The sequence below is a fragment of the Franconibacter pulveris genome (assembly GCF_056780215.1).
On the sequence record NZ_CM165555.1, the window covers coordinates 4165724 to 4186780 of the forward strand.

Below are 21057 nucleotides of genomic sequence, written 5' to 3' on the forward strand. Positions count from 1 at the left end.
AATCAGCGGTCCGTCAGGGCATGCTGATACTTATGCAGCATCGTGGTAAGACGCTTCACCGGCTCGGTAACCTGCAACGGCGCCTCCCAGACGCGCAGCTTCTCCTGGTAGATATCCAGCTCATCCAGCAGTTGCTTAAAGGTTTGACGACGCTTATCTACGCCTCTTGCGGCAATCACCCGATCGGCGGTATTGCGCAACTGGCGGTGAAAAGCGGAGAGATCCGCATTCACAGGAATGGGCACCTCCCGCAGACGCTGATGCGCGATAATCAGGTTCAGCGCCAGGCGGAACTTCGCCACATCGCCAGGGAATTTATTCAGCAACAGAAAAAGCTGTTGATAAAGCGCCGGCAGATGGTTCTCGCGGCGGCGCGCCTTATTGGTGGTTAACGACGAGACCGCCGCCGAGACAAACTGGTTAAGCAGCGTACGCCCGGTTTGCGCTTGTGAGTTATCCCGGATAACCAGAATCACCATCATCGCCAGCATACAGCCCACCAGTTGCCCCAGGGCGCTGTCGAGGAACTGGCTGAAGTGAAAGGTCATCGGATTATCCAGCACAATGATGTTAATCGTTCCTGCAAGCGCCCCCATCGACCCGAGCCGCCGCTTCTGCACTTCAACGCCAATGAAAAAGCCAAGCAGCGCGAGGCTGATGCAGAGCAGCAGCATGCTTTGCTGGGTGGCAGGGATAAGCACAAGGAAATAGAACGCCCCGAGCGGCAACGCCGCCAGCATGCCATAGACGAAGTCGAGCGCGACCATGCGCGGATTCGGCAGACGCATGGCAAGCGCCGTAACGACGGCAATCATCACCATCGCGCCGCTGCCGGAGGTCCAGCCAGTCCACAGCCAGAACAGCGCGCCCAGCAGGCAGGAAACGGTAGTACGCCAGAAGTTAATCATGGCGTGGTGACGTTCTGCCGAAACCGGTCTCACCACCACTTCGCCGCTCAGCACCTCTTCTTCCACCGCGCTGATTTTCGCGTTGGTAATTACCCCGCGTTTAAGCAACAGGTAGCGGGTCGCGGCGCCGATCCAGCTATAGATAGTGACCGGCGTATCGTGCTCACCAGTCCAGGCCATGACGCGACGCATAAACTTAAGCCGCTTATGCACGTCAGCCGCCGTTTCCACCGGCTCGGCGAACAGCTCACGGTACTCGGGCGCGATAGCCTCCGGCCGACTGTTCTGAATAAGCCAGGTTTCGCACGCCTGAGTAATCATCGTCAACGACACGGTGTTAAGCGCCTTCAACCGGCGGTTAGCCCGCGCCCAGCGCGACGATTCAATCTTCAGGTTGGTGCGCATTCCTTCCAGCGCGGTGGTGCGGCGTACCAGCGCGCCCCAGGCTTTATCCAGCTCTTCGCTGTCGCCGTGGTTAATGCAAAGCTGCATAAGCTGGAACTGCGCCACCAGCAGGCTGTCCAGCTCGCGGTCGATTTCACGCTTAATGGAGCGCGGAGAAAAGAGCAGGTCGGCGACGATGGCGCAAAAAATACCTATCACTATCTCGCTGCAGCGCTCCACCGCAAACTGCGGCGTGGAGAGCGGCGCAGTCTGAATAGTGATGACGATGATGAGCGCCGTGTAGCCCGCCAGCCCCCAGGCGTAAGAGTTCTCCACCTTTACCAGCGATGAGATCCACGTACAGAAGCCCGCCCAGATGCAGCAGACCATCAGCATCACCACCGGCGCGCGGATCATCGAGATAATAATCACCAGCGCCGCGATACAGCCGATAAAGGTGCCGACGATGCGCAGCATGCCGCGATAGCGGATAGCGCCAGACCACGGCTCGCCGCCTGCGGCGAAGGCTGGCCCCGCCGCGACGATGGCGGCGGTCAGCACCGCCCAGCGCGGCGTCTCAAGCTGGAAGTGAAAGCCGACAAAAAGTGCCAGCACAATGGCGGTGGCGAGCTTAATGGCGAAGCGCACATGCTGCGGCGCGATAGAGAGGATGCCCATAACAATTAACCGAATTCGCGCAGCCGATGCATCAGCTTGTTAAAAGGCGATTCCTGGCTGCGGTCCCTGTCTTTTTCGCCGGTGATCACTACCGTTGCGGTCGTGCCCGCCGGGAAGAGATTCCCCGCTTGTTGATCGAGGTGGATACGCACCGGCACGCGCTGCGCAAGACGCACCCACTCCAGGTTGGAGTCCACCGACGCCATGCCTTTGTCGTCACGCGTGCTGCTGGCGTTGGTTACGCCTGCCGCCACGCTGTCGACGGTGCCATGCAGCACCGAGTTGCTGCCAAGCGGAGTGATCTCTGCGCGATAGCCTGGGCGCACGCCTTCAAGCTTGGTCTCTTCCATATAGGCCAGCACATAGAATGTGTTCTGTTTAACCAGCGCCACGGCGGTAGAGCCGCGGGTAATAAACTCGCCGGCGTAGACGTTCAGGTTGGTAACCCAGCCGTCGGCTGGCGCGCGGATAACCGTGCGCTCTAAATCGAGTTTCGCCAGGTCCCGGGTCGCCTGCGCTTTCGCCAGTTGATGCAGCACGGTCTGCAAGACGTTGTTAGACTGGTCTATCTCTTCACGCGACATCGCCTGTATGCCAAGACGGTTGCGGCGGCCCGCTTCGCGGCGCTTTTCGCCTGCCAGCGCGTCGTAATAGGCGACATCCGCCTCGGCTTCTTCCAGCGCTTTCTGGTAGCGCGGCTGGTCGATGGTAAACAGCACCTGACCTTTTTTCACCAGCTGGTTGTCGTGGACGTTAACGGCGGTGACAAGCCCGGCGACGTCGGGCGCGATGGCCACCACGTCGGCGCTAAAGCGGGCGTCGCGCGTCCACGGGGATTCGGTGTAATAAACCCAGGCGCGAAAAATTGCGATGAAGGCCAGGATGACCAGCACCAGGGTAATCGCAGTACGGGAGAGTGTTCTTGTAAGCGTTTTCACATCAACCTCAGACAAACAGACGCGATATTAAATAAAACAGGCAGCAATAAAGCGCCGTATTAAAGAGCGCCGGATGCCAGACAAAATCATAGAGCCCCGTAGGGGCCAGCAGGCGGCGCACCAGCCAGAAAATCGCCAGTGATAAGATAAGCTCGATGAAGATCGGCGGAAACGAGAGGCCGAACACCACGATAACGGGAAATAGACTCATGATGACTCTGATTACTGTGCAGGCGACGATTATTAACGATAGACCGCAACCGGGTGGCCTGGATGGCCGGGAGAGAGCGCGGCGTTGGTTATCTTAGTAATAATATATTAACGTAACTGATAATAAGTTATCTACGATATGTGATCTAAATCACTTTTAAGCCAGAGTGAATAATGGAACGACTAAAACGCATGTCCGTATTCGCAAGGGTGGTGGAGCTCGGCTCCTTTACCAGCGCGGCAAGACAGCTACAGATGAGCGTCTCTTCTATCAGCCAGACGGTATCAAAACTTGAGGATGAACTGCAGGTTAAGTTGCTCAACCGCAGCACCCGCAGCATCGGACTGACCGAAGCGGGAAGAATTTATTATCAGGGTTGCCGCCGCATGCTGCATGAAGTGCGGGAAGTGCATGAACAACTCTATGCGTTTAATAATACGCCTATCGGCACCCTGCGCATCGGCAGCTCCTCCACCATGGCGCAAAACGTGCTGGCGACCATGACAGCGGACATGCTCAGAGAGTACCCGGGCCTGACGGTTAATCTGGTAACCGGCATCCCGGCGCCGGATCTGATAGCCGACGGCCTGGACCTGGTGATCCGCGTCGGCGCATTGCAGGATTCCAGCCTTTTCTCGCGTCGCCTGGGTTCTATGCCGATGGTGCTCTGCGCCGCCAAAAGCTATCTGGCCCTGAACGGCGCGCCGGAAAAGCCTTCCGATCTCGCCAGCCATTCATGGCTTGAATACAGCGTGCGCCCCGACAACGAGTTTGAACTGATTGCCCCGGAGGGGATTTCAACGCGCCTGATCCCGCAAGGACGGTTTGTCACCAACGACCCGATGACGCTGTCGCGCTGGGTGAAAACCGGAGCGGGCATCGCGTATGTGCCGCTAATGTGGGTGATCGATGAGATCAACAGCGGCGAGCTTGAGATCTTATTGCCGCGCTACCAGTCCGACCCGCGTCCGGTTTATGCGCTTTATACCGAGAAAGACAAAATGCCGCTGAAGGTGCAGGTGTGCATCAACTACCTGACCGAATACTTTGTGAAGGTGGCGCAGGTTTACCAGACGATACGGGGAACCGGCAACGGCGCGGAAACGCCGCCGCTGCCGCCAGCCTGAAATCTATGGGGTTTACAGCACGCCAGGCTCGCACTCTTTCACCGTCTGGCTCTGCTTTTCCGCCACGCTCATTCCAACCTGCAGCGTGGCGGCGATATTCCTCGCCGAGCGATAAACGTTGTCAGCGGCGTTGCGCAGCGCCTCGTCCAGCGTGCCGATACTGTTGAGCACGCTGAACACCGCATCCAGCCCGTGCTGGTGGACCACCGCCACGTCGGGCGTCAGCGAGCCGGCGATGCCGATAACGGGCTTATGATACTTTTTCGCGATGCGCGCCACGCCCACCGGCACTTTGCCGTGAATGCTCTGGCTGTCGATGCGCCCTTCCCCCGTCACCACCAGCGTGCAGTTATGGATATGATTTTCCAGATGCAGCGCTTCCGTTACCAGCTCAATGCCGCTGCGAAGTTCCGCATTGAGGAAAGCTATCAAGGCCGCGCCCATTCCGCCCGCCGCGCCCGCGCCGGGTATGGCATCCACGTCCCTTTGCAACTCGCTGCGGATAACCTGCGCGTAGTGCGCCAGGCATTCATCCAGTTCGCGCGCCATCTGCGGGTCCGCGCCTTTCTGCGGCCCGAAGATAAACGAAGCGCCTTGCTCGCCGGTAAGCGGGTTTGTCACGTCGCAGGCGACTTTGATATCGCACTCCTGCAAACGGCTATCAAGCGCGCAGAGATCGATGCGGGCGAGCTTCGCAAGCGACGCGCCGCCCGGACCAATCTCCTGGCCGGAGGCCTCGCAGAGCTTCGCGCCGAGCGCCTGCACCATGCCCGCTCCGCCGTCATTGGTGGCGCTGCCGCCGATACCAATAAGAATATGACGCACGCCGCGATCCAGCGCGGCCAGGATAAGCTCGCCGGTGCCGCGGGAGGTGGTTAGCAGCGGGTTGCGCTGCGAAGGCGGCACCAGCGCCAGACCGCTCGCCTCCGCCATCTCAATGAACGCGGTGTCGCCGTCGCCCGAAATCCCCCAGCTGGCTTCCACCGGCTGCCCGAGCGGCCCCGTCACGCGGGTGGTGATCGTTGTGCCTTGCGTGGCGCTGACCATCGCGTCCACCGTTCCCTCGCCGCCATCGGCAAGCGGCACGCGGACATAGTCAGCATGAGGGAAAATTTCGCGAAAACCTTTTTCAATCGCCTGCGCCACTTCGGCGGCGGAGAGACTTTCTTTCCATGAATCGGGTGCAATGACTATTTTCATAAGTAATCCAGACCGGAGAGATAACCGGGCGCCAGTGGCGCCCCTGTCGTTATTTCATCGCTATTTTGCGACTTCGACTTTCGCCAGTTTTTCGTAATAGCACGCCAGCGCGCTGTGGTCGGCGGTGCCCAGGCCATCCGCTTTCAACGCCTGCATCATTTCCATAACCGCTGCCGTCAACGGCAGCTGCGCGCCCACGCCGTGCGAGGTATCCAGCGCGTTCGCCAGATCTTTAATATGCAGGTCGATACGAAAACCTGGCTTGAAGTTGCGCTCCATCACCATCGGCGCTTTGGCATCAAGCACGGTGCTGCCCGCGAGGCCGCCGCGAATCGCCTGATAAACCAGGTCCGGGTTGACGCCCGCTTTGGTCGCCAGAACCAGCGCTTCCGACATCGCCGCGATGTTCAGCGCCACAATCACCTGGTTTGCGAGTTTTGTGACGTTGCCTGCGCCGATATCGCCGGTATGCACCACCGAGCCTGCCATCGCTTTCATCAGATCATAGTATTTATCGAATAACGCTTTATCGCCGCCCACCATCACCGACAGCGTGCCGTCGATAGCTTTTGGCTCGCCGCCGCTGACCGGCGCATCCAGCATGCTCACGCCTTTCGCCTGTAACGCCTCGCTAATTTCACGGCTGGCGAGCGGCGCAATAGAACTCATGTCGATAAGCGTCAGGCCCGCGTGCGCCCCTTCAATGAGGCCGTTCTCGCCCAGCGCCACCTCTTTAACGTGCGGAGAGTTGGGCAGCATGGTAATAACGACGTCGCACTGCGCGGCAATCTCTTTTGGGGTCGCCGCCGTTTCTGCGCCCGCGCCGATAACCTCGGCGATCGCTTCCGGGTTGCGATCGGCAACCACCAGTGAATAACCCGCTTTGATGAGGTTTTTACTCATCGGCTTACCCATGATGCCAAGGCCAATAAATCCAACTTTCATCGTCATAGCTCTTATCTCTCGTTAATTAGCGAATTACTTTTTAAAGGCGTCGCACAGCTTTTGCGTCGCGGCGCGGAATACGCCAAGGTCGCTGCCGACGGCGACAAACGTCGCGCCCCACTCCAGGTAGCGTTTAGCGTCGGCTTCCACCGGCGCCAGAATGCCCGCCGGTTTGCCGTGCGCTTTGGCGCGGGCAAAGATGTGCTGAATGCAGCGCTGCACTTCCGGGTGCGAGGCGTTGCCAAGATGACCCAGCGCCGCCGCAAGATCGCTCGGGCCGACAAAAATGCCGTCCACGCCTTCGGTGGCGGCGATGGCGTCGACGTTATCCACGCCTTGCTGGCTCTCTATCTGCACGAGAATGGTGATGTTTTTATTGGAAGCGGCGAAGTAATCCGGCACGGTGCCGAACATATTGGCGCGGTGCGAGACAGAAACGCCGCGGATGCCCTCTGGCGGGTAGCGGGTGGAGGCCACCGCCAGCACCGCTTCCTCTTCTGATTCCACAAACGGGATGAGGAAGTTGTAAAAGCCGATATCCAGCAGGCGCTTGATAATGACCGGCTCGTTGGTCGGCACGCGCACCACCGGGGCGCTGTGGCTGCCCTTAAGCGCCATCAGCTGAGGAATAAAGGTGGTGACGTCGTTAGGGGCATGCTCGCCATCCAGCACAATCCAGTCGAAGCCCGCGAGGCCCAGCACCTCGGTGCTGATGGGGTTCGCTAACGCCGACCAGCAACCGATCTGCGTCTGGTGAGCCGCCAGCGCGGCCTTGAATTTGTTCGGAAAAATATCGTTCATTGTTCAGACCCTAAAGTGTTCAAACCCTGACTGTATGGCTTACTTCGCCAGTTCCATACGCTTGATGTTGCCGACAATCACCAGGTAACAGACCATCGCCATCAGCGCGGAGCACCCTACGAAAATCAACGCAGCATTAAAGGAGTGCAACTCGCTCACCAGATAGCCGATGACCAGCGGAGTAACAATAGAAGCCACGTTGCCGAAGACGTTAAACACGCCGCCGCACAGGCCCACAATCTCTTTCGGTGCGGTGTCGGAAATAACCGGCCAGCCCAGCGCGCCAAAACCTTTACCAAAAAATGCCAGCGCCATCAGCGAGACGACCATTACGGTGCTGTCGGTGTAGTTGCACAAAATGATGGTGGAGGCGAGCAGCATGCCGACCACGATAGGCAGCTTACGGGCAAGCGTTAGCGACGCGCCCCGCTTCACCAGGTAGTCGGAGAAGACGCCGCCCAGCACGCCGCCCGCGAAACCGCACAGCGCCGGGATAGAGGCCACCAGACCCACTTTCAGAATCGACATTCCTTTTTCCTGCACCAGATAGATAGGAAACCAGGTGAGGAAGAACCAGGTAATGGTGTTGATAAAATATTGGCCGAAAAAGACGCCGAGCATCATGCGGTTGGTCAGAAGCTGCTTAATGTAGTGCAGCTTCGGCCCGCTCTGCTGGCTATCCGTTTTTTTGTGGTCCATATCCACCACCGCGCCGTTGTTGCTGATGTAATCCAGCTCTTCTTTCGACATGCGCGGATGCTCGCCCGGGTTATGGATAAACTTCACCCATACCAGCGTCAGCACAAAGCCGATGGCGCCCATAACGGTAAAGACATGCTCCCAGCCCCAGGCGAAGGTAAGCCAACCGAGCAGCGGCGAGAAAATGGCGAGCGAGAAATATTGTGCGGCGTTAAACAGCGCCGAAGCGGTGCCGCGCTCTTTGGTCGGAAACCAGGCCGCAACGATGCGGGCGTTGGCAGGGAAGGACGGCGCTTCGGAAAAGCCCAGCATAAAGCGCATAAAGAACATAGAAATGCCGGCCCAGGCGAGCGGCAGCATATCGACAAAACCCTGGGTAAAGGTAAACAGCGACCAGAAGAACAGGCTCCAGGTGTAGACCTTTTTTGAGCCGTAGCGGTCAAGCAGCCAGCCGCCCGGGATCTGCATCAGCAAATAGGCCCAGCCAAACGCCGAAAAAATATAGCCCATGGAAACCGCATCAAGCTGAAGCGCTTTAGCGACTTCCGTTCCGGCAATAGATAACGTAGCGCGATCGGCATAATTAATAGCAGTAACAATAAAAATCGTCAGCAATATATAAAAACGGGTAGGGACTCTGTTGCTGGATACAGCAGCTTCTGATTGCACAGACATTTTTATTTCCCCATGTATGAGTACAGCCTGAAAGTAAATCTGGTAGCGGTAGATATTCGTTTTGATAAAGCAATAACCGGGCCTTCACAGGTTTTGCTCTTTTTTATGCAGCTCAGTATAGACTCGGCTCATCACGCTAATCATTAGAGACTCACACAATTCCTGCGCTTTTTTTCGCTATATTTTTGTATAAATGCACAATATCAGCCGCTTGATTCCACAAAATGGGGAAAGAGTCACAGGGCATTGGGCGAGCCCACCAGTTTCAGTGATCCGCGTCACATTCGGTTTTAGATAATCCTGACAGTATTAATCTCAAGCGGGCCTTTATACGTATTGTTCTTTTTATTTAAGCAACGCCTTTACCGTAATTTCGGAGAATACTGGACAATGACTGATATAAAAATTAAAAACCTTGAGACGGGCAATTTTTATATAAAAGTCGATGACAACGATAATGTAGCAATTATTGTCAACGATAATGGGCTCAAGGCGGGCGCGCGTTTTCCGGATGGGCTCGAGTTGATAGAGCATATCCCTCAGGGGCATAAAGTCGCGCTGGTCGACATTCCCGCTCATGGCGAAATCGTTCGCTATGGCGAAGTTATTGGCTACGCCGTGCGCGCCATTGCGCGCGGCAGCTGGATTGACGAATCGCTGGTGGAGCTGCCCAAAGCGCCGCCGCTCAACACGTTGCCGCTGGCGACCCGGGTGCCCGAACCGTTGCCGCCGCTGGAAGGCTACACCTTTGAAGGTTACCGTAATGCCGATGGTAGCGTGGGTACGAAAAACCTGCTCGGCATTACCACCAGCGTGCATTGCGTAGCAGGGGTGGTGGATTACGTTATCAAATTAATTGAGCGTGACCTGCTGCCGCGTTACCCGAACGTCGACGGCGTAGTCGGCCTTAATCATCTTTACGGCTGCGGGGTGGCGATTAACGCTCCCGCTGCCGTGATCCCTATCCGCACCATTCATAACATCGCGCTGAACCCTAACTTTGGCGGCGAAGTAATGGTCATTGGCCTCGGCTGTGAAAAACTGCAGCCGGAAAGATTGCTGCAGGGCACGGAAGATGTGGCGGCAATCGCGGTGGATTCCGCGAGCATTGTCCGCCTGCAGGATGAGCAGCACGTGGGTTTCCGCTCGATGGTGGACGACATCCTGCGCGTGGCGGAGCAGCATCTGGCTAAGCTCAACCAGCGCAAGCGCGAAACCTGCCCGGCCTCGGAGCTGGTGGTGGGCATGCAGTGCGGCGGCAGCGACGCTTTCTCCGGCGTGACCGCCAACCCGGCGGTGGGCTACGCCTCTGACCTGCTGGTGCGCTGCGGCGCCACGGTGATGTTCTCAGAAGTCACCGAGGTGCGCGACGCCATCCACCTGTTAACGCCGCGCGCGGTAAACGAAGAGGTGGGCAAACGGCTGCTGGAAGAGATGGCCTGGTACGATAATTACCTGGATATGGGCCAGACCGACCGCAGCGCCAACCCTTCTCCCGGCAATAAAAAAGGCGGGCTGGCGAACGTGGTGGAAAAAGCGCTCGGTTCTATCGCCAAGTCGGGTAAAAGCGCTATTGTCGAGGTGCTGTCGCCGGGCCAGCGCCCGACGAAGCGCGGCCTGATTTATGCCGCCACGCCCGCCAGCGACTTTGTTTGCGGCACACAGCAGGTGGCCTCCGGCATTACGCTGCAGGTATTTACCACCGGTCGCGGCACGCCGTATGGCCTGATGGCGGTGCCGGTTATCAAGATGGCGACGCGCACGGAGCTGGCCAACCGCTGGTTTGATCTGATGGATATTAACGCCGGCACCATCGCTACCGGCGAGGAAACCATTGAGCAGGTGGGCTGGAAGCTTTTCCACTTTATTCTTGATGTGGCGAGCGGTCGTCGCAAAACCTTTTCAGACCAGTGGGGACTGCATAACCAGCTCGCGGTCTTTAACCCGGCGCCGGTGACCTGACGCCTCGCGCTATGCCTCAACCGGATGCGGATTTCCGCATCCGGTTTTTTGTCTGCGCCGTGCGTTTCATTGCGACTGAACCGCAAAACGTGACGCTCGCCGAAGAGTTTACATTTAGTTTCCCGACTGGGCAGTTGCACAACGCCGCACGACATTTTCACAGTTATGCTCATTCAGATTCGATAACCACTTTGTACAGGAAATGTTATGGACGATTACCATCTCGACGCCCGTCTGGCGCAAAATATTGTTGACCGCACGATGAAAATCATCGACTGCAATATCAACGTCATGGATGGTAAAGGCCGCATTATCGGCAGCGGCGATCCAGAGCGTATTGGCGAATTGCACGAAGGGGCGTTGCTGGCTATCTCCCAGCGAAGGATTGTGGATATCGACGATGCGGTCACGCGTCATTTGCAGGGGGTAAAACCTGGCATCAATCTGCCTTTGCGCCTTAACCGCAATATCGTCGGCGTCATCGGTCTGACAGGCGACCCGGGGCAACTGCGCCAGTACGGCGAGCTGGTTTGTATGACGGCTGAAATGATGCTTGAGCAGGCGCAGCTTATGCACATGATGGCGCGCGATGTTCGCCTGCGTGAAGAGCTGGTGCTGAACCTTATCCGTTCGGAACAGACTTCGCCGATGCTGAGCGAATGGGCGCACCGTCTCGGCATCGATCTTAGCCAGCCGCGCGTGGCGCTGGTGGTGGAGATAGACAGCGGCCAGCTTGGCGTCGATACCGCCATGACAGAGCTACAGCAGCTTCAGACGCTGCTGACGTCGACAGAGAAATCGCCGCTTATCGCCATTGTTTCGATGACGCAAATCGTGTTGTTGAAACCCGCGCTCAACGCGCGCGGCATGTGGGCGCCCGATGAGCAGAGGCAATATATGCATGCGTTGATGGAGCAGATAAGCGCGCGAAGCCGCCTGAAGATCCGCCTCGCCATGGGCAACTATTTCCCCGACGCGGGGGGCATCGCCCGCTCTTACCGCACGGCCTCCACCACCATGACTGTCGGTAAGAGCAATCAGCCGCAGAAGCGAATCTACTTTTATAAGGATCTGATCTTGCCGCTGCTGTTAGACAGCATTAAAGAGGACTGGCAGGCGAAAGAGCTGACCCGCCCGGTGGCCCGCTTAAAGCAGATGGACAGCAACGGTCTGCTGCTGCGCACGCTGAAAGGCTGGTATGCCAATAACCTCCAGGCGAGCCTCGCGGCGAAAGCGCTGTTTATCCACCGTAACACGCTCGAATACCGCATGAAGCGGATCTCGGAGATAACCGGCCTCAATCTGGACAGCTTCGACGATCGCATTTTGCTCTATATCGCGTTGCAGCTGGACAACGAGAGTCTGTCGATTGCGGAGTAACCTAACTCGCCATCAGACAAAAAAAAGGATACGCCTGCACGTATCCTTTTTTCATGGCCCATTCCTTACGACTTTACGCGGTACCACCCACCGTCAGGTTATCAACCTTAAGCGTCGGCTGGCCCACGCCCACCGGCAGACTCTGCCCCTCTTTGCCGCACACGCCCACGCCGTTATCCAGCGCGAGATCGTTGCCCACCATGGAGATCTGCTGCATCGCTTCAATGCCGGAGCCAATCAGGGTCGCGCCCTTCACCGGCTTCGTCACTTTACCTTTCTCAATCAGATAAGCTTCCGAGGTAGAGAAGACAAACTTACCGGAAGTGATGTCCACCTGTCCGCCGCCAAAGTTCGGCGCGAAGATCCCGTAATCCACCGATTCGATAATCTCCTGCGGCGTGGATTTGCCTGCCAGCATGTAGGTGTTGGTCATACGCGGCATCGGCAGGTGGGCATAGGATTCACGCCGCCCGTTGCCGGTTGGCGCTACGCCCATCAGACGCGCGTTGAGCTTGTCCTGCATGTAGCCTTTGAGTACGCCGTTTTCGATAAGCACGTTGTACTGCCCGGGCACGCCTTCATCATCAACGGCAAGCGAACCGCGACGATTCACCAGCGTACCGTCATCCACCACGGTGCAGAGCTCGGAAGCCACCAGCTGTCCCATCTGCCCGCTAAACACGGAAGTGCCGCGACGGTTAAAATCGCCTTCCAGACCATGACCCACCGCTTCATGCAGCAGCACGCCCGGCCAGCCTGCGCCCAGCACGACTGGCAGCGTGCCCGCTGGCGCCGCGACGGCGGAAAGGTTGACCAGCGCCATGCGTACCGCCTCTTTCGCCCAGGCTTCCGCGCGCACTTCACCGTCGCTCTCTTCAAGGAACCAGTCATAACCAAAACGGCCGCCGCCGCCGCTAGAGCCACGCTCGCGCTTGCCGCTCTCTTCCACCTGCACGCTTACCGACAGGCGCACCAGCGGGCGTACATCCGCCGCCAGCGTGCCGTCGGTGGCCGCGACCAGGATAAGCTCATAAACGCCGGTGAGGCTGGCCGTCACCTCCTGCACGCGGGTATCCGCAGCACGAGCCGCTTTATCCACACGCTTGAGGATGTCGAGCTTCTCTTCGCGGCTTAAACTTTGCAGCGGATCGTGCGAGGTATAGAGCGATTTATGTTCGACCGCGCCTAAGGTATGAGAGCGGCCTTCGCCCATTTCACGCACGATGCTGCGCGCCGCACCGGCGCTTTGCTCCAGCGCCAGGCGGCTTATCTGATCGGCATAGGCGAAACCGGTTTTCTCGCCGCTGACCGCCCGTACGCCGACGCCCTGGTCGATATTCCACGAGCCGTCTTTGATGATGCGGTCTTCTAAAACCCAGGATTCATGGTAGCTGGACTGAAAATAGAGGTCGCCATAGTCGAGACGGCGCTCGGACAGCTGGCCAAGGATGGAAAACAGATCCTGATGGTTCAGGCCATTCGCAGACAGCAGTTGCTCAGTTACCAGGTTCAGACTCATCGTTTCGCTACTCTTCTGACTTGCGCCCTGACGGGCGAGGACAATGGTGATATCTATCGAGCTTGCGGCAATTCATTGTCCGCGTCAAATCATTGCGCCTTATTTGCCCGTGGCTGGCGCAGCACTTCGTTAATTTGCGGTTTATCAAGCGGGCCGGTTATCTGGTAGCGCAGCACGGAAATTTTGCTCCACAGCGGACCGAGCACCTTGCTTGCGGCAAACACCGCCGCGCCCACGATAGGGTTAACCACGAAGGCGGTCGCCACGCCGACCGTAGCGGAGATTTCCGGCGCGACGACCGCTTCCATATTTAGCCGGCGGCGCGGCAGATCTACTGAGCCTTTCATGGCGATGTCCGCCTCCAGCCCGTCAACCAGCGTATCATCAGTATGCAACACGCCGTCTTTTATCCAGGCGGTACTGCGGATGGAGTCATAGTAGAAGCCCTCGCCGAAGGTGTCGCTGAAATCAAAGCGCAGCTTGCGCAACAGCGCGTCGAAGCTCAGCAGCCGCAGCAGTTGTCCGGCGTGGCCGGTGCCGAGATCGGCTATCTGTCCTTTGCCAAGGCGCGTATGTATAACGCCGTTGAGCGAAGCTTCATCCGGCTGCCAGGGCACATCACGCCAGTGGAGGTCGTAATCAACGTTAAATGAGGAACCTTGCAACGGGGTTGTCAGGCCGAAAAAGTTGGCGGCGGCGTCCAGCTTGCCTCCCTTGAGGGCGCCTTTCAGCGAGGTGCGCAGCTCGCCCGGTTTATTGACCCATTCCCCCTGCGCGGTCAGCCGGGCAAAGCCGGTATCGATCAGGCCGTCGCTGAGGGCAAGCGTGTTGCCGCGTACGTTGAAGTCGCCGTCAATACGGCCATATTTCTGTCCCCACAGCCAGCACTCGGCGCAGCGCAGCTGGAGATCGGGCCAGCCGCTGAAATCAATGCTATCCATACCCGCAAGCGGCGAGGCGGTTTTTGCCGAACCGCTATTGGCGCTGGCGCTCGGGTTGAAGTAAAGGTATTGAACGTTTGCCTGCCACGGCGCGCGCTCGCGCATCGTCAGCGTACCGTTGATCTCGCGGCCCTGAGCGCTGACCTCTTTGCCGCCAGGCGTCGGGCGCATCTGGATGCTGAGATTGTTCCACTGCTGGCCGCCCAGCGTCAGCGAAGGGGTACGTAACGTTACATTTTCCGGGAAGCGCGTGGCGCTGCTCACTTTATCCGCCGCGCCCTGATTAAAGAGCGCGAGCCACTGCGCGCTGTCCATCGCCGGCAGGTTCAGTTCCACGCCCGCATTTTCAGGCAGCGGCGGCCGCGTACGGCTGTCGGAAGCCCAGATGGCGCGATCGAGCGTCAGCTTTTCGCCAAGCAGCCAGCGGCTGTTGAAATGGTTATTCGTGCCGGCGTTGCCGGTCAGCGCGAAGCTTTTCAGGTCGCCCGTCACATTCACCTTAAAGGGCAACGGCTCGCCCGCCGCTTTATTCACTGGCGAAGGTAAGCGACTGCTCACATTCTTTAAATCGCCGTTCACATCGATTTTGTAACTGGCGCTGCCGCGATAAGGCAGCGTGATAGCCACTTTACCCTGCCACGGCACGCTGCCTTTCAGCGCGTTATTCACCGGTTCCGGCAGCAGACCTGTACGGGCGGGCTGCCAGTCACCGTCCAGATTCACCGCCACGTTATAAGACTTCTGCCCCTCTTCGGTGGAGAAATCGACATTCAGCGGCTGGTTAAACCAGGTGGCGCGCAGCGGCTCGCTTTGCAGGTTGCCGTTAACGAAGCTGAATTTGCCCGAAAGGTTATGCAGCGTGCTGTCCAGCGGCTTGATGAAAAGCGAGTTATTGTTCAGCGCCACATCGCCTTTCGCGGTGACCAGTTCGCCATCAAGCGGAATATCAAGATGTAAGCGAGCATTCACATCGCCGTCGAGCTGGAGTTCTTCAAGCGTAGCGGCAAGCGAATCTTTTAAAGGCGTCTTCTGGAAGTAAGGGCCGACGGCTTTGCCCGGCCCGGCGATATCGGCGTCGATAAACAGTTTGTCCTGCGAGTAGTCCGGGATCACCGCTTCGACATGACGCCCCTTCACGCCGCCGAGATTCACCTCCGGCGCCGACATCCACAGCCCGTCGTTGCGAAAATCGAGTTCAATGTCGAAATTCTCCAGCGCAGGCCAGTTGGGCTGGAAAGCATAAGTGGCGTTATGCAGCGGAACATAAACCTGAAACTGGCCGTCGTTGTGCTTATAGGGGAAATTATGCGGATTACCGGCATAAACCAGCGTGGCGTTATCCGCCTGGCCGCCCTGGATGGCGCCGCTCAGGTAGTCCACCAGATGTTTGCCCATCAGGTTTTCCGGAAAGTAGCGCCACGCCTGTTTGCCGTCGTTAGTGCGAATGCCGGCAAGAATAGAAAGCCACGGCTGCTGCCCGGTGGGCTGCTGCCAACGGAAATCGCCGCGCGCCCAGAGCGAATGGGCCTGCACGTCGATATCCTTGCCATCCAGCGTGAAGCCCTCTTCATTTTTACGCCATTCCAGCGTCGCCGCGCCCTGTTTGATCTCCAGCGGCGCGCGAAACACCGTTTCGTACGGCATTTTGCTGTTATTCATCTGCGCCTGCAGCCGCCCGTACTCCAGACTGCCAGCGAGCGAACCCGAGAAATGATCGGCGCCCGGCAAGAGCTTCCACTGTTTCCAGGAGAGGTTTTTCCAGTTGCCCTGAAAGCGGGTTTTATTGGTCGCCTGTAAGGGAATATCAACCGCCAGCGATTCGACATACCCGTGCGGCTGCGTGCTGGCCCAGACTTCGCCAAGCGCGGGGGAGAATTTGGCGGCGAGCGGCAGCAGGCCATCCAGCCCGCTCAACTCCAGATTGCTTGCCCGAACGCGCAGTTCGTCGCTACGCGTGTTGCCCGCGCCGCCGACATCCTGCTGCGGGATCCACGCAAGCGTCAGCGCGCCGCGCGGCCAGGGCTTGTCATCAATAGTGATATTGGTGGCGGGAATGGCGAACTGCCAGCCGCCCTGCTGCTTCGTGACGTGCGCCGTCAGGTTATCGACAGACAGGCGGTGGGTGGCGTCTGCGCCGCCCTGCCAGCTGGCGCCGCCTTTTTTCAGCCAGAGATCGCCGCCTGCGATATCGCCATCTTTCAGGGTCATCCAGGCCGCCAGGCTGAATTTCGCGGTATCCAGCGCCACGTTTTCATTCATCCACTGGCCGAGCCAGGGTTTCACGTCGACGTCATCCGCCTGCATCCAGACCGTGCCGTTGTTCAGCAGTCCGTTATCGTCGCGTAAGTCCATGCGCACCTGCATTACGCCATGCTGGCCCGTTAAGCTCGAGAGGCTGACCTGGCCTTCAGCGCGGTGACGATTTTTACCGTTCACCCACGTTAATTGCGGGACAGCCAGCTCGGCGCGCTGGCCGGAAAGCGTAATAAAGCTGACGGTGCTGTCGCGCAGATCGAAGTGATCGAACTGGCGAAAGAAGAGATCGGTGAATTTGCTGGTTTCCAGCTTTTCCTGGTTTTGATCCTGCTGAAGCGGGGTATTGGTGCGAAAATGGAGCTGATAAAAGGTGAGATCGCGAAACTGCCAGCGCAGGTGCAGCAGGCTTTGCCAGACGTCGAGCGCCAGCGTGACGCGCTTGATGCTCAACTCGCCGCCATCTTTCAGGCCCGCTTTGATGTCCAGCGCTTCAAGCGTCGGGCCGAAGTTTTGCCAGGAGGCTTCTACCGCCCCGGTCTCTACCGGCATGCCGGTGGCGGCTTCGATTTTCTCCAGCAGCGCCGGGCGCCAGTTGTTCAGATGAGGCAAAACGAGCCGCAGGCCACTCACCAGCAGTGCGACGATAACAATCAGCGTTGCGGCTGTGAGTAGTAAAATGCCCGGCAGTCGCCTCACCCTTCTCTCCTTGTCAACCGCCGTAGCGGTACCCTTTACTTGCGAAGCTGCCGTCGCGCGTTACATCATTACCACGTCGAACTGCTCCTGGTTGTAGAGCGGTTCAATTTGCACCTTCACCTGTTTGCCGACGAAAATCTCCACTTCCGCCAGCGCGTGCGACTCCTCGCCTTTCAACGCTTCCGCCACCGCAGGGGAAGCATAAACCAGGAAACGGTCGGAATCATAGGCGTGATGCACACGGACGATTTCACGCATGATCTCATAGCAGACGGTTTCAACGGTTTTTACCGTACCGCGTCCATGGCAGGTCGGGCAATCATTACAAAGTACGTGCTCAATGCTTTCGCGGGTGCGTTTGCGGGTCATCTCCACCAGACCCAGCTGCGAAAAACCGTTAATGCTGGTTTTCACGCGGTCTTTACTGAGCGCCTGCTCCAGCGAATGCAGCACGCGACGGCGGTGGTCCTCATTATTCATGTCGATAAAATCGATAATGATGATGCCGCCCAGGTTACGCAGCCGCAGCTGGCGTGCAATCGCCTGCGTCGCCTCGATATTGGTATTGAAGATGGTATCGTCGAGGTTGCGGTGACCGACAAACGCGCCGGTGTTAATGTCGATAGTGGTCATCGCCTCGGTCTGATCGATTATCAGATAGCCGCCGGACTTCAGCTCTACCTTGCGCTCCAGCGCGCGCTGGATTTCGTTCTCTACGTCGTAAAGATCGAAAATCGGCTGCTTGCCGCTGTAGTGCTCAAGCTTGCTGGTCATTTCCGGCATATATTCCGCGGTAAATTCCAGCAGCATTTCATAAGTCAGCCGCGAGTCGACACGAATGCGGTCGAGCTGGGCCACAGCGAAATCGCGCAGCACGCGCTGCGCCAGCGCCAGTTCGCCGTAGAGCTGATAGCGGGTCTGATTGCGCTTTTTGCGCTCCATCACCTTGGTCCATACCCGCTTGAGGTAGGCGGCGTCAGAGGCGAGATCGGCCTCGCAGACCCCTTCCGCTGCGGTGCGGATGATAAATCCGCCCTGCTCGTCGCAGTAATCGGCGACGATTTTTTTCAGCCGCTCGCGCTCGGTTTCGCTTTCAATACGCTGGGACACGCCCACGTGCGACGCGCCGGGCATAAAGACCAGATAGCGGGAAGGCAGTGTAATATCGGTGGTCAGGCGCGCGCCTTTGGTGCCGAGCGGATCTTTCACCACCTGCACCATGAGATCCTGCCCCTGGCGAACCAGTTCGGAGATATCACGCACCGTGAAGTTTTTCTGCTCTTCGCCCGCCACGCATTCGGTATGCGGCATAATGTCCGAAGCATGTAAAAATGCCGCTTTATCGAGGCCAATATCTACAAATGCCGCCTGCATTCCTGGCAGAACGCGACTTACCCGACCTTTGTAGATATTGCCTACGATCCCGCGGCGCGCTTCGCGCTCGATATGGATCTCCTGCAGGATACCGCCATCGATATACGCCACCCGGGTTTCCGAAGGGGTTACGTTGACTAACAGTTCAGCCGTCATCTTTTCCTTATCCCTCACGCAAGGCGTTAAAATTGCTCAGCAGTTCATACGTCTCTACCAGCGGCAAGCCGACCACGGCGTGGTAGCTGCCGTTGATCTTCCTGACAAAACAGCCGCCCAGCCCCTGAATGCCATACGCACCCGCTTTATCCATGGGTTCGCCGCTTGCCACATACGCTTCGATATCCGCTTCCGATAGCGCGCGGAAAGTGACCTCGGTCACCACCAGACAATCCATCACCTGACGTTTATCCGCCACCGCGACGGCTGTCATCACCTGATGCGTTTGCCCGGAAAGCTGGCGCAGCATGGCGCCGGCATGGGCTTTATCCCGCGGCTTTTCCAGCACTTCGCCATTGAGAATGACGATGGTGTCTGCGCCAAGCACCGGCCAGTCGCGCGCCGCCAGGGCGACGCCCGCCTGCGCTTTCTCCCGCGCCAGACGCGACACATAGTGCTGCGCGCTTTCGTTTTCACGGCGCACTTCTTCAAGGCCGGTAATGAGACGTTCGAACGTCACGCCCAGTTGAGCGAGCAGTTCCTGACGACGAGGCGAACCGGAGGCGAGATAAACTGCAGTCATAAAAACCCTTATTGCACCGCAAACTGTTGACGGATTTTACGCATCAACAGGAAAAGCCACGGCCAGAGCACGCCGTTCACTACGCTGCTCCAGAACACTTCCGGTCTGAAAGAGACGTTGATAACTAAAAACTCTGCCCAGAAAACAATAATATCGGCCGCCAGAGAGAGCAACATAATAACCAGCGCCTGTTGCCAGAGCGCCAGGTTACGGAAAAGCTGGAATTTCAGGGCGACCAGGTAAGCGATAATGCTCATCGACAGCGCGCGTACGCCGAGCGTTGAACCACTGATGAGATCCAGTATGGCACCCATCACGAAACCCGTACCGACATTTACGCGATGCGGCAGCGCCAGGATCCAGTAAAGCAGGATTAACAACACCCAGTTTGGCCGGTAAACCAGAATGTCGTCCGGCCAGGGCATGATCTGCAATAACAATGCGACAAGGAAAGAGAGCCAGATGACCCAGCGCCCCTGGCTACGATAGCTCCCCACTACGGTCCTCCCCGGGCGGCGGGCGCCGCGTCAGAGGACGATGCGGGCGCCGCCGCGCCTGGCGCAGACGTTGTCGCACCAGCCGCAGGCGCGGTAACGCCTGTCGTCGGCGTGGTGATGCCGGTCGCAGGCGCGGGCACTGGCGCAGGCGGCCCCATCGCATCAGGCGACGGCAGTACTTGCGGCATCATCTGCATCAGGCGTTCATTCGCCACGCGGTGCACTTCCTCCGGCGTCATGGGGTTAACCCCCTGACGATCCGAGCCCCACAGCAGCAGCAGATAGCGCAGGCGCTGCAGGCCAGCGGTCGGACGCGCCTGAATCACGGTATAAGCACGCTGGGTATCCAGTCTTACTGACGACACCACGCCCACCGGATACCCTTCCGGGAAGCGTCCGCCAAGGCCGGAGGTGACCAGCACGTCGCCTACGCGAATATCGGTATTGGCGGGCAGATGCTCCAGCTGTAAATCGTCCGTACAGCCGTTGCCGGCGGCAATCACGCGAATATCGTTACGCAGCACCTGGATTGGCAACGCATGGGTGGCGTCGCAAATCAGCAGTACGCGGCTGGTCAGTTTCGCGACGGCGATAACCTGTCCGACGACGCCTTTATCGCTGATGACGGGCTGCCCTTCGTAAACGCCGTTGATGCTGCCCTTATCGATAACCACCTGGTCGCTGTAAGGGTCATTAACGGTGGAGATCACCTGAGTGACCATTTTTTGTTCGTCCTGACGCAGCGGCGAGCCAAGCAGTTCGCGCAGACGCGCGTTTTCCTGCTTGTACTGCCCAAGCATCAGCAATTCGCTATTCTTCAGCAGCAGTTCCTGGCGCAGCGCCCGGTTTTCAAGCTCAAGCTGATCCCGCGATGCGAGCGTTTGCGACACGCTATCCAGCAATTCACGGGGACCATTCGAGACAAAGTAGAAAGGGCTGACGGCGGTATCCATGTACGTTCGAATCTGGCTGAACGTACCGAGGCGGCTGTCGGCGATAATGACACCAAGCGCCACCAGCACCGCCAGAATAAGGCGAATCTGTAGCGACGGGCCACGGCTAAAAATTGGCTTCATAGGCTATGCGTATTCCCAAACCAACAAGAAGGGCAACCGGAGTTGCCCTTG

16 protein-coding genes are annotated in these 21057 nt (G+C 58.1%); 3 read left to right on the forward strand and 13 right to left on the reverse strand.

Going from position 1 to position 21057, the window contains the following annotated elements; translation table 11 throughout:
* Window positions 1–2: 2 nt before the first annotated feature.
* The 3 genes from aaeB to aaeX are packed head-to-tail and all read right to left on the reverse strand — an operon-like array spanning window position 3 to window position 3119.
* Window positions 3–1970, reverse strand: coding sequence for a p-hydroxybenzoic acid efflux pump subunit AaeB (aaeB, locus tag ACU4F7_RS19660; protein ID WP_029590201.1), 1968 nt, complete (start codon window positions 1968–1970; stop codon window positions 3–5).
* Between the two features lie 5 nt (window positions 1971–1975).
* Window positions 1976–2908 (reverse strand): p-hydroxybenzoic acid efflux pump subunit AaeA, encoded by a 933-nt coding sequence (aaeA, locus tag ACU4F7_RS19665; protein WP_029590199.1) that lies wholly within the window; start codon window positions 2906–2908, stop codon window positions 1976–1978.
* Window positions 2909–2915: 7 nt separating this feature from the next.
* Window positions 2916–3119: a p-hydroxybenzoic acid efflux pump operon protein AaeX gene (gene aaeX, locus ACU4F7_RS19670; RefSeq protein WP_024558849.1), complete on the reverse strand. Its 204-nt coding sequence runs from the start codon at window positions 3117–3119 to the stop codon at window positions 2916–2918.
* 173 nt (window positions 3120–3292) lie between these two features.
* On the opposite strand from aaeX, the gene aaeR reads away from it, so the two are divergent.
* Window positions 3293–4246: an HTH-type transcriptional activator AaeR gene (gene aaeR / locus ACU4F7_RS19675; RefSeq protein ID WP_029590198.1), complete on the forward strand. Its 954-nt coding sequence runs from the start codon at window positions 3293–3295 to the stop codon at window positions 4244–4246.
* A gap of 12 nt (window positions 4247–4258) precedes the next feature.
* On the opposite strand, the gene ACU4F7_RS19680 is transcribed toward aaeR, so the two are convergent.
* The 4 genes from ACU4F7_RS19680 to ACU4F7_RS19695 are packed head-to-tail and all read right to left on the reverse strand — an operon-like array spanning window position 4259 to window position 8566.
* Entirely contained in the window at window positions 4259–5446 is a 1188-nt protein-coding gene (locus ACU4F7_RS19680) for a glycerate kinase (protein WP_029590197.1), read from the reverse strand.
* A 60-nt stretch (window positions 5447–5506) separates the two neighbouring features.
* Window positions 5507–6397, reverse strand: coding sequence for a 2-hydroxy-3-oxopropionate reductase (garR, locus tag ACU4F7_RS19685; RefSeq protein WP_029590196.1), 891 nt, complete (start codon window positions 6395–6397; stop codon window positions 5507–5509).
* A 27-nt stretch (window positions 6398–6424) separates the two neighbouring features.
* Window positions 6425–7192, reverse strand: coding sequence for a 2-dehydro-3-deoxyglucarate aldolase (garL, locus tag ACU4F7_RS19690; protein WP_481637604.1), 768 nt, complete (start codon window positions 7190–7192; stop codon window positions 6425–6427).
* 39 nt (window positions 7193–7231) lie between these two features.
* Window positions 7232–8566 (reverse strand): MFS transporter, encoded by a 1335-nt coding sequence (locus ACU4F7_RS19695; protein WP_481637605.1) that lies wholly within the window; start codon window positions 8564–8566, stop codon window positions 7232–7234.
* Window positions 8567–8956: 390 nt separating this feature from the next.
* Here ACU4F7_RS19695 and garD point away from each other — a divergent pair, with 390 nt between their 5' ends.
* Together garD and ACU4F7_RS19705 are read left to right on the forward strand one after the other, a co-directional pair.
* Window positions 8957–10528, forward strand: coding sequence for a galactarate dehydratase (gene garD, locus ACU4F7_RS19700; RefSeq protein ID WP_024559691.1), 1572 nt, complete (start codon window positions 8957–8959; stop codon window positions 10526–10528).
* Between the two features lie 207 nt (window positions 10529–10735).
* Entirely contained in the window at window positions 10736–11908 is a 1173-nt protein-coding gene (locus ACU4F7_RS19705; RefSeq protein ID WP_481637606.1) for a CdaR family transcriptional regulator, read from the forward strand.
* 73 nt (window positions 11909–11981) lie between these two features.
* Here the strand turns inward: ACU4F7_RS19705 and tldD are convergent, their stop codons facing one another.
* The 6 genes from tldD to mreC all read right to left on the reverse strand — a co-directional run bounded on the left by tldD (window position 11982) and on the right by mreC (window position 21006).
* Window positions 11982–13427 (reverse strand): metalloprotease TldD, encoded by a 1446-nt coding sequence (gene tldD / locus ACU4F7_RS19710; RefSeq protein ID WP_481637607.1) that lies wholly within the window; start codon window positions 13425–13427, stop codon window positions 11982–11984.
* An 89-nt stretch (window positions 13428–13516) separates the two neighbouring features.
* The gene (gene yhdP / locus ACU4F7_RS19715) at window positions 13517–17320 is read right to left on the reverse strand and encodes an AsmA2 domain-containing protein YhdP (protein ID WP_481637608.1); all 3804 of its coding nucleotides are present in this window, start codon (window positions 17318–17320) and stop codon (window positions 13517–13519) included.
* 60 nt (window positions 17321–17380) lie between these two features.
* A complete protein-coding gene (gene rng, locus ACU4F7_RS19720; RefSeq protein ID WP_024558859.1) occupies window positions 17381–18850 on the reverse strand; it encodes a ribonuclease G in 1470 nt (489 codons plus the stop codon).
* A 7-nt stretch (window positions 18851–18857) separates the two neighbouring features.
* Window positions 18858–19433, reverse strand: coding sequence for a Maf family protein (locus tag ACU4F7_RS19725; protein ID WP_028019961.1), 576 nt, complete (start codon window positions 19431–19433; stop codon window positions 18858–18860).
* Window positions 19434–19441: 8 nt separating this feature from the next.
* Window positions 19442–19930, reverse strand: coding sequence for a rod shape-determining protein MreD (mreD, locus tag ACU4F7_RS19730; protein ID WP_024558860.1), 489 nt, complete (start codon window positions 19928–19930; stop codon window positions 19442–19444).
* Entirely contained in the window at window positions 19930–21006 is a 1077-nt protein-coding gene (gene mreC / locus ACU4F7_RS19735) for a rod shape-determining protein MreC (RefSeq protein WP_481637609.1), read from the reverse strand. The genes mreD and mreC overlap by 1 nt, the downstream gene beginning before the upstream one ends.
* Between the last annotated feature and the right edge of the window lie 51 nt (window positions 21007–21057).